This is a genomic window from Streptococcus sp. 10824 (assembly GCF_013276595.1).
Classification (GTDB): domain Bacteria; phylum Bacillota; class Bacilli; order Lactobacillales; family Streptococcaceae; genus Streptococcus; species Streptococcus pseudopneumoniae.
Genome location: NZ_VMLH01000084.1, coordinates 1 through 14,309 on the forward strand (window position 1 = coordinate 1; position 14,309 = coordinate 14,309).

Here is a 14,309-nt window from a genome sequence, read left to right on the forward strand (position 1 = left end):
CATCGTTCAACTCTTTAGCATCTTCTTCTGCTTCAGTACGTGTTCTGGCATGCCACTGATTTGCAAGGAGCAACTCATTACCATCTAAAAATCTCATGCCAGCTGCATAAACTAATTTTTTAATATCATTATTCCCTCTTGTTTCAAAGGTAATCTTATATTTTCGATTAGAATTGGGAAGTTCAAAGTAAAATAAACGTCCTGTACTAGAATTTATGATTCTAAATTTCTCATCCGCACTACTACGTTCCTCTTGGCTCTGATAATCTCTGCGATAGGGATTTGTCCCTCTAGGTCCTTGAGTAGCTAACTGTGTCAAATTATCTGCCGGCAGTGGACGAATTCCAAAACGATTAGTAGCTCCAACATGTTGTGGAGTACCTTCTTTTTGTCTACCAAATTGTGCTTGACTAACTTTTAACAATGATAAAATGTCACTAGTATTTGGAGAATATGCTGTAGTACCACCACCCTGGTTAGAGATAGAAATCCCATCTGTACCATGTTTGAACTCTTGTCCAGATGGTACAGTAAACCACACCTGTGAATGACCTGGTAACGTCCTATATCCATTATTAAGTTCTAATTGCCAACGAAATCCATCGCTCGTTGATGTTACTGTATATTTGATATAATTTTCAGCCTCTGATACTGGTCGTGTTGCATTATTTCGAGGTGTTCTATCAGAATAATAGACATAAGTATACCTACCATACGGAGAATTTCCCTTGTTGCCTGATTTCTCAAAGTAACTTTCTTTTGCGTTTTTAAATTCCTCAGAGTAGTTTTCGCCAGCTCTTGCCGCCCTTGCAGATCTTCCACTATAGTTAGCATTACGAAAGTCAGAGTAGCCACCATCACGTGGTTGCGGGGTTACTCCTCCACCTGTAGTCTCTTCTCCATATTTTTCTTCCAGCACTCCTTCGATGAGGTCTCGGGATTTTTTCAGGTCGACTAGGGCAGCTGCAAAATCTTCTTGGCTGATGGTATCACCCTTAGAAAAGGCTTCATTAAACTTATCAGCTGCTGCTTTTGCTGCTTGGATTTTATCTTCCGACGCTCCGTACCGTCGAAGTTCCTTGGTGATATCCTCCAATTCCTTTTTTAGTCCATAGGCGCCGTTCTCACCTTCTGTCGTATTGGTGTAGGTTGGGAGTTCTCGTGGAGTAGATTGAGAGTTGGCTTCAGGTGCTGCTTCCTTTCCTGCATCAGTTGGACTAACTTGGTTTGCAGCTGGTTCAAGATCGATTGGCCCACCTCTTTTACGACGCTTCCCACTACTTGCTTGCTCAGTCACAGCCCCATCTGGAGCGCTAAGCTTATTATTTGTCGAACTTGCTTCACCCAAGTCTGTCAATTTTGGTAGCGATGGCTCCAAGGCTTGATTGACACGGCTCGTCAGTTCTTCCATAGCTCTTACTTGCTCATCAACCTGCGCTTGCGTCGCTTTTGGATCGTCCAAAACTGCCTTAGCTGCTGCTAGACGCGACTCCACTTCATCGTGGAGCGCTTTCATGGAGCTAAGAGTTAGTTTTTCCAACAAAGCTTGCAGATTGCCTTGGAGTGATTTAGCTTCTGTCGTTTTAGTGACAGATGTGGGCTGGTCTTGCTCTTTTTCTCTCTCTGATTGAGAAGTTTCTTGAGCAGCTGGTTTTGCCTCTGGTTTGGTAGGAGCAAGGTCAGCTGTTTCCTGCCCCTTACTAGCGTCCTCGATTTTAGTCTCTGGAGAGTTTGACTCCCCTGTAGACTGGAGCTCAGCCGACGGTTCAGTCTGAGAGACCTTCTCTGGCTCTTCCCCATCTGACTCCTGCTTATCCTTATCTGGTGTTCCAGCAGATTCAGCAACTACATCACTGGCTGTTGCCGAAGATACTGCAGGTGCCTGCGCTTGCACCCCATTTGCGAAAAACATCAATGCCGCAACCGCAACACTAGCAGCCCCAAAATGGTATTTACGAATGGAATAACGGAAAATTTTCTCTCCATTGCCATCATTCTTTTTCTTGAACATAAGTGAATCCTTTCCTCATCTGAGAGCTTCCCCGAGCTTAGAAAGCGCGCAAAAAGCCGACAGTCGATAATATATCAATCATATAGTAACACTTCTGACATACAAGTCAACCTCCTCGCTGACAAGATAGAGTCAGGAAAGGCAAGGAAAAAGCGACAATATATATATATAAAACCTTTTGATACAGCCTGTTTTTTAACAAAGATACAAGAATTATACTGCATTTATATATGCACGGCATCCTCTGTGATAAATATTAAAATATTGTTACATTTTGATTACACAATCGTTTCAAAATATATGATAGAAGCCTGAGTGTTTTATAGTAATTCCCTTCCTATCAATTAGGTCAACAGTTGAGTGTTACACCCTATCCTCAGAAAAGGACTATGATCAGCATTTCCTAGCCGATAGGACGCTCCAAACCACCTATTTAAGTCCATCACTAGCTTGGTCAGTAAGATACCTACGACAAGGCGACGCTGACGGGTTTGAAGAGATTTTCATTGAGTATAATTTTAACTTCTTATTTTTCATTCCTATTCCTTAAATAAAAAGCTCACTAAAAAAGTGAGCAACATTTCCAATGAGATACTTCTGTTGACGAGCGCGTCTCTCCGCCCCCTCATTGCCTTGCGAAGAGGCTTGGCGAATCGAAAGGAGGTGTTTTTTCCTGTTTTCAATTCTACTTATTTTTGCACATTTTTTAATTTTATCAAACAAAAAAAACGCAAGCCGAAGCCTGCGAAAAGTTTTTTTTATAACCATTTAATTTCTTTCACATCTGTTTTACGAACTTTAGCATATTTCTTAGCGCTTGTAAAATGTAGAGTAACTGGTTTAAATACTCCGCTTTTGTCTCTTCGTAAACCTAAAACTGCGGATCTTTTATTTCTATTCTCAAAAAATATGACGTCCAATTTCATAGTATTTTTAGATAAATCCTTAGCTACGATGCAACAACTTGTTATTTTAGAATAGAAAATATCACCGATAAACTCATATAAAGATATCCTTTCGATTACATCATTGTACATAGGATGATTTCTAAAATCTTCTAAAATAAAAACACCAGCTTGAATAGCAGGTATCGTATGACTAGCAAAATCTCGTGTGATTTTGTGTAAGCCAAATAAATGATGTAAATCAGTCAAGCAAAAATCTACTTCGAAAGTCTCTAAATGCTTATAATTCGTTGATACTTGACATGTTTTTCCATCGAATTTCTCTTGATAATCTAAAATACAATCAAGTAATTTCAACGACAAACTCCATATTTTCTCAAAATAAAAAAAGCACGGGGCAGTTCTCACTACTGCCCAAAGTGGATGATTAGAGTCGGCTTCTCTAACTCCCTATGTTGTGCTTATTAGGCTTATCGCAAGGGAACAGTTTTTAGCTCTGCCAAGCCACATAGCGTGCTTACTACTATGTGTCCATGTCTCCATGGATTGCCGAGCGGTTTAACGACGTTTTGGGAGTCGGGATAACGAGAAAAGTGATACTTTTACGTTTTTTCCAACTTAATTATGACATCTTTCTTTAAAAAAGTCAATATTTATCGCTTTCTTTAACGAAAAAAATCCCACAAGAACGAATCCTATGGGGAGATACACATTTTAGAAAAGCTTTCCTTTATTCTACTATTTTTCTTGTATTTTATCATTCAGTATGATAAAATACAAGTTTTTTGACAAAATAACCAAAAACTACTCGCTATCCCTTCTCACATTACCCTACATATCGTTTGACATGCGACTGATCGTTCAGGGAAACTTCAAGGACAACTTTTCTCTCATCCACTATGCAGGTCATTTCTACTCTTATAGGCTCAATTTGACACTTTTCTTTTTCGAAGTGCTCATATGCCTACTGAATAGTGAGTTCGATTTATCCAAATTTATTTTTGTCTATTTTGATGAACACTTCCACGAAGATAGTTTGAAAATGAATTTGCACCAATTTTCCTTCTCTTTTTAAGCATATTATTCCAGATATGATTGCCCTCTTGTTCAGTAATAAATTACGCTTTAAACGCTTCAATCAGTATATCTCCTGTTGTCATATGTTCTAAAGAAAATTCTTCTACATATGGTTTAACATCTCTTAGGTTATTACTTCCTAATATCCCATTATGCTTTTTCGCTAAGAAAATAGAAGTCGCTTCTCCCTTACCAATAATCTTGTTACTATCATGATTTCTTGTTAAATCTCTATATAATGCGTATTCTTCAGTTCCAATGTTTATGCTCACAATCTCAGCTGAACCCTTAGCTACTAACTGGTCTATCCTAGATTTTAAATGGGGGATTGTAGGTATATTGATTTCATCATACACCTCTTGTGGAATAACAATTTTACCCGAATAGAGCTTTTCTAAAAGATGTTCAGTGCCAACCCATAAAAATGCTAAAATACAATCTGTATCAATAAATACACGACTAGTCAAACGACAACTCCCCCTCTTCATCTAGCCCATATACAATATCATATCTGAAAGCATCTAGTAGCAGTTCCTCATACTTCCCTTGCGAAATTCTGTTATTTTCTAAAAGTTGTTCAGTCGATTTAATATAGTGTCCTAATACCATTTCCTTTTTACTTTCTGACAAAGGACGATATAAACTTGTATCATAGCCTAATCTTGAAGCTGTCTCTATAACACTAATATCCATATTTTTAATTTCTTCTGCATCAAGGTATCCATCATTCCGCAATCTATATAACATAGCCTTATGACTGATACCATAAAACTGACCCAATTTTATAATATCTTCTACTTCAAGATGAGTTCTATTGGCATTTTCTCTGATTTCCTCAACCATCCTATACAGTGAAGATGGGGAAATTAAAAAATATGAAGCAAACTGATCCGCTTTTCTTTCAGTTTCATCTCCTTCACCAATCAAGATAAGACTGACTGAACTCTTCTTCACCTCATCATAATAAAGATGATACAGTTCATGTGCTAAAGAAAATCTTTGTCTTCCTAATGACATGTCTGAATTGATTACAATGAGACTTGACTGAGTTCCTTTATAACAGACTCCGCTAATATTCTTTCCGAGTCCATAAAATACCAGCGTCAAATTTTCTATCTTTTGTACCAATTTAAAAATATCTATCGGCGCTTCACCATCAGCTCCCAACTTTTTTCTAAGATTTGAAGCTTTATTACTTAAATCCATTTTATCAATCATTTATTTTGTCTCCAATAGCTGATCTATCTCAAATTGATTCAATACAATTTTATTGATTTTCGCTAAAACTTTAAGATCTTGGTCTACTATTTTATTTTTTCTAAACGATATGACACACTGTTGTTCAGCTTGTTCGCCAAACAAAAGATATTCAACCGTACAGCAAAACAGGGCAGATAGTTTCTCAATAACATCCGACGTGATATTCCTTTCACCTTTTTCCATTTTGGCAATCATGCTTTGATTCAAAGACAAATATTCAGCAATCTTATCTTGAGTAAGATTTGAAGATATTCTAAGTTCTTTTATTCTTTTTCCAACATCACATACATTTATCATATTCATACACCTCTCATAAAAAGAATAGCACACCCTTGTCATAAAGTCAATTTTTTAAATAAAAAAATTATGACAAAACAAGAAAGCAATTTATTGGTGCTGCTTAAACATCCAAAAGTGATGATATTAAACCTATTTGATGAGTTCCTATCAAAAATCATATCTTCAACCTCAAAACAGTACTTAAAGCTATCCGACTCGGTTTACATTGTCAAATTTATACTCAATGAAAATCAAAGAGCAAACTAGGAAACTAGCCGCAGGCTGCTAAAAACACAGTTTTGAAGTTGTAGATAAGACTGACGAAGTNNTGGAAGCTGACGTGGTTTGCACTTTGATTTCCGCAGAGTATTAGACTTTATTTGAACATAACTTTATAGTTTGCTTTTTGATTTTTATTTAATATAGTAGCAAAAATTGAAGGAAATATCTCCACAAGAAAACGCATACTATTAAGCTTTTTCAAGATCTAATAATATGCGATGTTCTGATTTGAAAGATATTCCATTATTATTTTACTGTTATCAAGCCTTCAGGCTCGACTGTAAATTCTGGTCTGTCTGCTATCGTGCCATCTTCTTTAAGGTAATACCAGCCATCATTTGATTTGACAAAGGCATTAGAAACCATGTCCCCATTTTGACTATCAAGATAGTACCAAGTCTCCTTGTATTTGATCCAGCCTGTTTTCATAGCACCTTCTCTATCGAAATAGTACCACTTCTCAGCGATTTTCTTCCAGCCTGTAGCCATTTCGCCTGACTGGTCAAACCAGTACCAGTTCCCGTCTATGTGCTTCTTCCAGCGGTCTGCAAGCATATAGCCTGAACCGTCAAAGTAATACCAGGTACCATTGACTTTCTCAAACTTATCTTTTGGATAAGAACCGTCTGAGTGTACATACCAGGTGCCAGTATCGTTCTGTTGCCATCCTGCTTCAATCGTCAAGCCGTTTTCAATATCCTGCTTAAACTGCTCACGGCTAATACCCCATTTGGCAAGATAAGGATAGGGGTCAATGTGATCTGAGTTGTTGTCAGGTTGGTTATTGGTACAATATTCGTGTGTCTTGATACCTGCCAAGTCGTCTGTATCAAGTGTTTTAGGTATCCCAGCCTCGTCTGCTAGATTACGCAAGAGTTCGATATAGAGACGATAGTCAATCAGAAACTCTTCTTTTGATTCATGGCTTTCAATCAGTTCAACTTGTGCATAACCTTCTGCATTCCAACCACCCCCAACGTCCCAGGCACCATTATCAACAGGTCCTACCTGCATAACACGACCATTACCAACTACGTGAGAAAAGAAGCCCAATTCAGGATCTTTTCTGTAATGGTAGTCAGCCTCATTTTGAACCGTTGAGTTACGGTTGCCTGTGGAATGGGCATGGACTTGCCTATATGGTTGCACGCCAACTTGAGGCAAATCTGTTCTTAATTTACTCACATCAATTTCCATATTCTACTCCTTATCGATTAAGACAACTCATTTTTTACAATCCAGAGCTAGAAACTCCTTTATTTATACCTCATAAAGAATACAATCCTAGTCACGATTAGGCTTGTAGATAGAACTTCAAAACGCACTATTTTGACACTGTAAATAGGACTGATAAGGTCTGCATTCTATCTACAAAAACACCCCAAACTAAAAAGCTTTTCAAAAGTATATTTTTACAGTCTCTATATGTCCTTTTCATAAATACTATACTTTATTATATCATATAAAAGAAGTCAAAAGTCTGTTAAACTATTTTCAAGACCAAACTAAAGATGACAGCACAAGTTTTTCGATTTTCACTAGAGGAAATGGATTTTATTTAGCAAATCGAGCTAGGATGACACTTTTGTTGCCAAGATGACCTTACCTTCTTTTATTAAAGGATGACGGAAAAGCGAAAAGTACAGTTGAATGGTCATGGCAACCCAGATGAGGGGTTCGCAAAGGATAACTCCCTTATAGCCTGCCCAAGGGATAATCAAGACCACAAAAGCGATTTTCCCGACTAGTTCGATAAAGCTAGAAACCAGCGGAAGGACTTTTTGCCCCAAGCCCTGCAAGCAATTGCGATAAATTAACAAGAGGCTCAAAATGGGATAAAAGGCTGAACTGATTTGCAGATAGAGACTACCATTTTCTACCAAATAGCTATCCGTCGAACTAGCCAAGAAGGAAACCAAGGCTGGACTGGCAAAAAAGAGGAAGACACAAACAAAAACTGCCCAGGACATACTCAAACGACTACCGATTCGAAGACCTTGGACAATGCGATCTGGTCGCTTAGCTCCTAGATTCTGAGAAGCAAAGGTCGTCATCGAAGCAGAAATAGCGGTCATAGGAAGAAGGGCGAAGGCCATAATGCGTCGAGCCGCCGTCTGGGCACTAATAATCACTGCGCCAAAGGTATTGACAGAAGACTGTAAAATCACACTGCCGATGGACACAATCGAACTCATCAAGCCCATAGCCAAACCTTGCTCCAAGAGATCGGCGTACAAGGACTTATCCCATTTGAAATGCTTGCGTTGAGGCAAAAGTTCTGGCACACTCTTACGAATATAGTAAAAGCAGAGAACCGCTGATAAACCTTGCGAAATAATGGTAGCAAGTCCCGCGGATTGAACTCCCAGTTGCAGTTGCGTAATAAAATAGAGATCGAGAACCACATTAACCAAGGCAGAGAAAATCAGAAATCCAAGGGCGGCTAGACTGTCACCAATGGACCGCAACAAACCTGCAAAGAGATTATAGGCAAAGCTGACGCCGACACAGGTCACAATCATAGAAATATATTGATAGGACTGGGGAAGGATTTCAGCAGGGGTATCTAGGTACTGTAAAAGAGGATACAAACCAAGAAAGCCCAGCAGCATCACTACAACACTCAAAAGAGCCCCTAAAATCCAGGTGGATGCTACTGCTTCCTTGATTTTAGTGAAATTCCGAGCTCCATAATAACGGGCAATGACAATCCCCATGCCATTTCCAACACCAAGAGTAAAACCTACAATCAGGTCAAAAATCGCTGTCGTCGCCCCTACCGCTGCCAAGGAGTCTTGTCCAAGAAAACGTCCAACAATCAAGACATCAGCAGTGTTATAGAGTTGCTGAAAGATATTAGACAGCAAGATTGGGAAGGCAAAACTCAAGAGAGAAGGAAGAATCGGACCATGTATCAGGTCCACTGTTCGTTTTTTATTCATAAGGCTATTACATCAGCTTTCTAGTGGAGCCACAAGAAACAGCAAACTATAGGCAATCTGAAATCTTGAATCAAAAATCGAAAAAGTAGCGGATTTCTCCACTACTTTAACAGCTTATTCTTCAATTTCGATTTCAAGTTCATCGCCTAGGTCAAGTGTCACTTCTTCATTCACAGAATCTGCTTGAACTGCTTCATCTTTTTTGTTTTCAGTATCTTGTTCTGAAGCTTCTTCTCCATCAATCAAGCCAAATTTAGAACGGACTTGCTTATCAATTTCATCAAAGATTTCTGGGTGCTCTGCCAAATATTTCTTAGAATTCTCAGAACCCTGACCGATTTTTTCATCCTTGTAAGAATACCAAGCTCCTGCTTTTTTGATAATATCCAAGTCGCTTGCAATCTTCAAGAGTTCACCAGTCTTAGAAATTCCTTCTCCGTACATAATTTCAACTACGGTTTCCTTAAACGGTGGAGCTACCTTATTTTTTACAACCTTAATCTTAGTTTCTTTACCGACATTGGTTTCTTTTTGGTCACCAGTTCCCTTAATTTGTGTGTTACCACGAACATCTAAGCGGACTGAAGCATAGAATTTCAAAGCACGTCCGCCAGGTGTTGTTTCTGGATTTCCAAACATGACCCCAACTTTTTCACGCAATTGGTTGATAAAGATAGCAATTGTTTTGGTTTTATTGATAGAAGCACCAAGTTTACGCATGGCCTGACTCATCATACGGGCCTGCAAACCAACGTGGCTATCACCGATATCTCCATCAATCTCCGCACGAGGTACAAGGGCCGCAACTGAGTCGACCACGACAAGATCTACAGCACCTGAGTCAATCAATTTTCCTGCAATTTCAAGACCTTGCTCTCCTGAGTCTGGTTGTGACAAGAGCAATTCGTCAATGTTAACACCAAGGGCCGCAGCATAAGCTGGGTCAAGGGCATGCTCCGCATCGATAAAGGCTGCAATCCCACCTTCTTTTTGCGCTTGTGCAACTGCATGAAGGGCAACCGTCGTCTTACCAGATGACTCTGGTCCATAGATTTCGATGATACGTCCCTTAGGATAACCACCTGAACCAAGGGCAATGTCAAGAGCTAAAGAACCTGAGCTCATCACTTGCACCTTTTGCTCCGCACGTTCACCCAAACGCATGATTGATCCTTTACCAAAGTCTTTCTCAATCAATTTAAGAGCATCATTCAAGGCCTTTTCACGTTCTGCCCCAAATTTTTTTGAAATTTCTTCTAATTTTTTTGGTTTTTTCGCCATTCTATTCTCCTACATTCTAATGATCCTCAGACCTATCTACTATTATATCAAAAGTTAGTCACTTAATAAAGCCTTGCGAACTAGGTTAAAGGCATGCATAACCGCAATGTGACGTACATCTGCTCGACTTCTGCCTCCAATATTCACCTTGATAACCTCAGTTCCTTGCTCTTGAGCCAAGCCTATGAAGACTGTCCCAGCTGGATATCCTTCTAGGCTATCTGGTCCTGCCACTCCAGTCAAACTAATTCCAAAATCAGACTGGATCTTGATTCGTGCCTGCTCAGCCATCTTCTGAGCTGTAAATTCAGACACCACACCATGTTCTTCCAAATCCTTGACAGGAATATCCAACATTTTTGATTTTTCCTCCAAGCTATAGGTCACAAAACCACCCTTAAATATACTTGAAGCTCCTGACAAATCCGCTAGACTAGCTTGGAAAAGACCTGCCGTCAAACTCTCTGCAGCCGTGATGGTTTTCCCTTGCCTTTTCAGTTCTTCTACCACAATGCTGGCTAAACTAGTCTCTTCCCCATAACCATAGCAAAGTTCTCGTAAAGAAAAGCCTTCAAAAGTTTGGCGATTCAAGATTTGGTTTTCTAAGATATCCAGCGCTTGATTCGCCTCTTCTTGACTGCTAGCCTTTGTTGACAGACGTAGAGTGACTTCTCCTGTCTTGGCATAAGGTGCCAAGGTCGGATCTGTTTGATTCTCAATTAAATCAGCCAAAATCGTCACCAGCTGACTCTCGCCAATTCCAAAGAAACGAAGAACTCGGGAATACAGCTTTCTCCCTGTCATCAACTTGGGTAAAAGTTGGTTTAAGACCATAGGTTTCAATTCACTCGGTGGACCTGGAAGGACGACGTAGGTCACTCCTTCGACTTCCAAAATGCCTCCCACAGCCAGTCCTGTTTCGTTGGGCAGTGGAGTCGCTCCTTCTACAATTTGAGCTTGTCTTTCGTTATTAGGTGTTCGGGCATAGTCTGGTCTCTGGGCAAAAAAGACATCCAACTTCTCCTGGGTCTGAGGATCGAAGACTAATTCTTTCCCTAAAAATTTAGCCAGAGTTTGTTTGGTCAAATCGTCCTCAGTCGGCCCTAAACCACCTGTCAAAATCACCAGACTGCTACGTTGACTGGCAATCTCAAGCAAAGACAAGAGACGAGCTTCATTGTCTCCTACAGCCGTCTGAAAATATACGTCTACCCCAATTTCTGCTAGTTTTTCCGACAAAAACTGAGCATTGGTATTGACAATCTGTCCTGTCAAAATCTCTGTTCCAACAGCAATGATTTCTGCTTTCATGTTTCCTCCTACCTATCTATTCGTATTTTTTTGAAAAAATCGCAGGAATTTTCCTACGATTGATTTTTTATTTGTATCAAAAGTTAATTATCTTCATCACCAACAGGGGCTCTGCCAAATAAATCTTCAAATAAAACCGCATTAGTTTCAAGCTGAGTGACTTCTTCTTGTCCCAAAGAACGTCGGAGTAAATTTTGCATTTCCAACATATGGGCTCTCGAAACAATCTGGTAAGAAACACCTTGAAGCATCTCTCCTTCACCCTGCAACTGCTGAGTTTCAATGGTTTTAAATGAATCTTTATACCCTAGCAAGTTAGGGATACTTTTTGCAGACAAATCAATATTGGTCTGCATATTGTCACTCAAAGCTTTTAGAATCTCTTGATAATGACCAACGCTATTTAAACTGAGAGCTTTTTCCATGACTTTTTGAATAACTTCACGTTGACGTTTTTGACGACCATAATCCCCCTCAGGATCTTGGTAACGCATTCGTGCATAGACTAGGGCTTCTTCTCCCCCAATATGTTGCTCCCCAACACCAATAGAAATGGTATTAAATTCTTCTTGGTCACTGATAGAAATTGGGAAACCTAGGGTATTATTGACTGTAATACCACCTACTGCATCCACTAGTTTTTGTAACCCTTTCATATTGACCATCACATAGCGATCAATATGGATATTCATCATTTTTTGAATGGTTTCTATAGCAAGCTCTGCTCCACCATCTGCATATGCTGAATTCAGTTTCGCTTCATGAACCTGACCATTCCCTGATTCAATGCGGGTCAGAATATCCCGCTCTAAACTCATCATCGTTGTTTTTTTCGTTTTAGGATTCACTGTCATCAAGATCATGCTATCACTTCTACCGACCCAAGTTTCAGTTCGTTCAGCATTTCCGGTGTCAACCCCCATTAACAGAATGGTCAAAGGTTCAGTTGCTTCAATAACCTTGGTTTCTTCGCCGATTTTTTTATAGGTTTTAGCTAAGGTTTCTGTCCCTTGCTGATAAATAGTATAAGCAAAAATACCTGCTCCTACTACAGTTACAGAAAGTAAAGCTAGCACCATTCCAATAATTTTTTTAACCATATTTCTACTAATCGATCAAATCAGTTTACCCATCAAGTAAACATCGATAAATTTCCCTTCTTCTATATATGCCCCACGCTCTTGGCGACCTTCAATTATAAAGCCATGCTTTTGATAAAGATGAACTGCTGCTTGATTACGAGTTTGGACAGTCAGTTGGAGACGACGCAGAATGCCACTTGCTTGTGCCCACTCTATCGCTTCTTCTAGCAACAAACTTCCCAAGCCATTATTCCAATATCTTTTGCCAATCACAATGAAGAGATCTCCAATATGACGTACTCTCTTGCGCTGGTCAGCTGTAATATTTACAATACCAGCAATTTTATCATTTAAGAATGCAAGTAAGGTTATCTGATTGTCCGAACTAGCTTGCTTGTTGAGGAATATTTCCATCTCCTCACTGGTCAAGAGAATACCATCTCTGTCTAGGCTGGTAAAATCTGTCTCTAAACTTACACGATTTAAAAAGGCCACTAATTCAGCTGCATCTTTGGGCTCTGCTTCCCTAATGAGCAATTCATACTCCATGTTGAAGCTCCTCTAAAAGCTTTTCTGCACGCAAACCCTTTGCTTGGAAATGTAATCTGCGACCGTCTTCTTCTTTTAGAATTTCCAACTCTAAATAAGTATCTGGCAAGGCATCTCCTAAGAGATTGCCCCACTCAATAACAGTCACTCCGCCACCAAAGAGAAACTCATCCAAATCGATAGAATCCGCATCTCCTTCAATTCGATAAACATCTAAATGGAAAAGCGGAAGACGCCCCTCATACTCTCTTACGATAGTATAGGTTGGACTTTTAATCATTTGAGAAATCTGTAAACCTTTAGCAAGTCCTTTAGTAAAGGTCGTTTTACCTGCACCCAGTTCTCCAGTTAAGATTAAAACATCATTCTTTGCTAATAGATGACCCAAACGCTCCCCTAAGGCTTGTAGCTCTTCTTCATTTTTTGTGTACATACTCTTATTATACCAAAAACTTTTCTTTTGTGTCTATTTTCCTGCTAAACTTATACTCAATGAAAANNTGAGTACGGCAAGGCGACGCTGACGTAGTTTGAAGAGATTTTCGAAGAGTATTACCATCATAACATCCATAAAAACAAGCTTTCTCTAAAAGAAAATGAGCGTAGCAATGACCAATACAAGATCTCGGAAAATATGACCATAAAAGGAAACTTCCTTCTTGACCGAATTTGGGACAAGATAGGCTGCAAAAAACAAACCCAGTCCAATATACATCAGAAGAGAGACAATGGTCATTGGATTTCTTAAAAAGAGAAGTGTTGCTAAAATAGTCACCAACACTGTCTTTTTTCTGTCTAGCATAGCAAGAAAATCGCGCATGTATTTTTTCAAGGGTAAAAAAATCAGCAAATCTAGCCCAAATAGAAAGAAAAAGGATGGCAATAAAAAGTCAACTAATTCTTGCTGCAGCGTATTTTTAATGAACAAGTTATCTGACAAGACAAGGACAGCTCCTAATAAATTAATTAAGAGTAACATACTGTAAAAAAGCTTCACTGACTTCTTACTGGCTAGGACACTATGGACTTCTTGCTTACGGGTATAAAGATAATTTACTCCAGCACAGATTCCTGAAACGAAGACCATACTTCCGATGAAAAAAGCTGTACTTTGTTTAAAGGACAAGATGCATTCCTTCCATAGAAAACAGCTACTCAAACTGATTTGAATTAAAGCTAACAAAAATAAGATTCTCATTGATTTCATCTTTTCTCTCCCTTCCTACCAATCATTATACTAGGAGAAAAGAGAGAACTGTTTTCAATCTTCTCAAATGTCTCTTTTAGACGCTAAACAAACATGAGAGACTACTACTCAATGAAAATCAAA

14 protein-coding genes are annotated in these 14,309 nt (G+C 39.2%); all 14 read right to left on the reverse strand.

Annotated features, from left to right (window positions below):
• Positions 1–2,011 (reverse strand): YSIRK-type signal peptide-containing protein (locus HT701_RS11540; RefSeq protein WP_240152367.1); only part of this gene is annotated, 2,011 nt, incomplete at its 3' end.
• Between the two features lie 546 nt (positions 2,012–2,557).
• The gene (locus HT701_RS07940) at positions 2,558–2,779 is read right to left on the reverse strand and encodes a hypothetical protein (protein WP_172931396.1); all 222 of its coding nucleotides are present in this window, start codon (positions 2,777–2,779) and stop codon (positions 2,558–2,560) included.
• On the reverse strand, positions 2,770–3,273 hold the full coding sequence (locus HT701_RS07945) for a PBECR4 domain-containing protein (RefSeq protein ID WP_166728267.1): 504 nt from the start codon (positions 3,271–3,273) through the stop codon (positions 2,770–2,772). Before HT701_RS07945 ends, HT701_RS07940 begins: the two co-directional genes overlap by 10 nt.
• Before the next feature lie 761 nt (positions 3,274–4,034).
• A complete protein-coding gene (locus HT701_RS07950) occupies positions 4,035–4,460 on the reverse strand; it encodes a hypothetical protein (RefSeq protein WP_119919726.1) in 426 nt (141 codons plus the stop codon).
• On the reverse strand, positions 4,453–5,199 hold the full coding sequence (locus HT701_RS07955) for an ImmA/IrrE family metallo-endopeptidase (RefSeq protein ID WP_306291438.1): 747 nt from the start codon (positions 5,197–5,199) through the stop codon (positions 4,453–4,455). Before HT701_RS07955 ends, HT701_RS07950 begins: the two co-directional genes overlap by 8 nt.
• Positions 5,200–5,211: 12 nt before the next feature.
• Complete coding sequence (locus tag HT701_RS11775) at positions 5,212–5,556, reverse strand: helix-turn-helix transcriptional regulator (protein ID WP_001056000.1); 345 nt, start codon at positions 5,554–5,556, stop codon at positions 5,212–5,214.
• A gap of 504 nt (positions 5,557–6,060) precedes the next feature.
• Positions 6,061–7,011: an N-acetylmuramoyl-L-alanine amidase family protein gene (locus HT701_RS07965; protein WP_138705849.1), complete on the reverse strand. Its 951-nt coding sequence runs from the start codon at positions 7,009–7,011 to the stop codon at positions 6,061–6,063.
• Positions 7,012–7,385: 374 nt separating this feature from the next.
• Entirely contained in the window at positions 7,386–8,756 is a 1,371-nt protein-coding gene (locus HT701_RS07970; RefSeq protein WP_138700175.1) for an MATE family efflux transporter, read from the reverse strand.
• 114 nt (positions 8,757–8,870) lie between these two features.
• Positions 8,871–10,037 carry a recombinase RecA gene (recA, locus tag HT701_RS07975; RefSeq protein ID WP_001085465.1) on the reverse strand — a complete coding sequence of 389 codons (1,167 nt, stop codon included), beginning with the start codon at positions 10,035–10,037 and terminating at the stop codon, positions 8,871–8,873.
• A gap of 54 nt (positions 10,038–10,091) precedes the next feature.
• A complete protein-coding gene (locus tag HT701_RS07980) occupies positions 10,092–11,348 on the reverse strand; it encodes a competence/damage-inducible protein A (RefSeq protein WP_023936469.1) in 1,257 nt (418 codons plus the stop codon).
• An 83-nt stretch (positions 11,349–11,431) separates the two neighbouring features.
• A complete protein-coding gene (locus HT701_RS07985; RefSeq protein WP_000239276.1) occupies positions 11,432–12,448 on the reverse strand; it encodes an LCP family protein in 1,017 nt (338 codons plus the stop codon).
• Between the two features lie 15 nt (positions 12,449–12,463).
• A complete protein-coding gene (locus HT701_RS07990) occupies positions 12,464–12,979 on the reverse strand; it encodes a GNAT family N-acetyltransferase (RefSeq protein ID WP_172931397.1) in 516 nt (171 codons plus the stop codon).
• A complete protein-coding gene (gene tsaE, locus HT701_RS07995; RefSeq protein WP_023936473.1) occupies positions 12,969–13,412 on the reverse strand; it encodes a tRNA (adenosine(37)-N6)-threonylcarbamoyltransferase complex ATPase subunit type 1 TsaE in 444 nt (147 codons plus the stop codon). The genes HT701_RS07990 and tsaE overlap by 11 nt, the downstream gene beginning before the upstream one ends.
• 153 nt (positions 13,413–13,565) lie before the next feature.
• Positions 13,566–14,186 (reverse strand): hypothetical protein, encoded by a 621-nt coding sequence (locus tag HT701_RS08000; protein WP_050208075.1) that lies wholly within the window; start codon positions 14,184–14,186, stop codon positions 13,566–13,568.
• Positions 14,187–14,309: the final 123 nt, after the last annotated feature.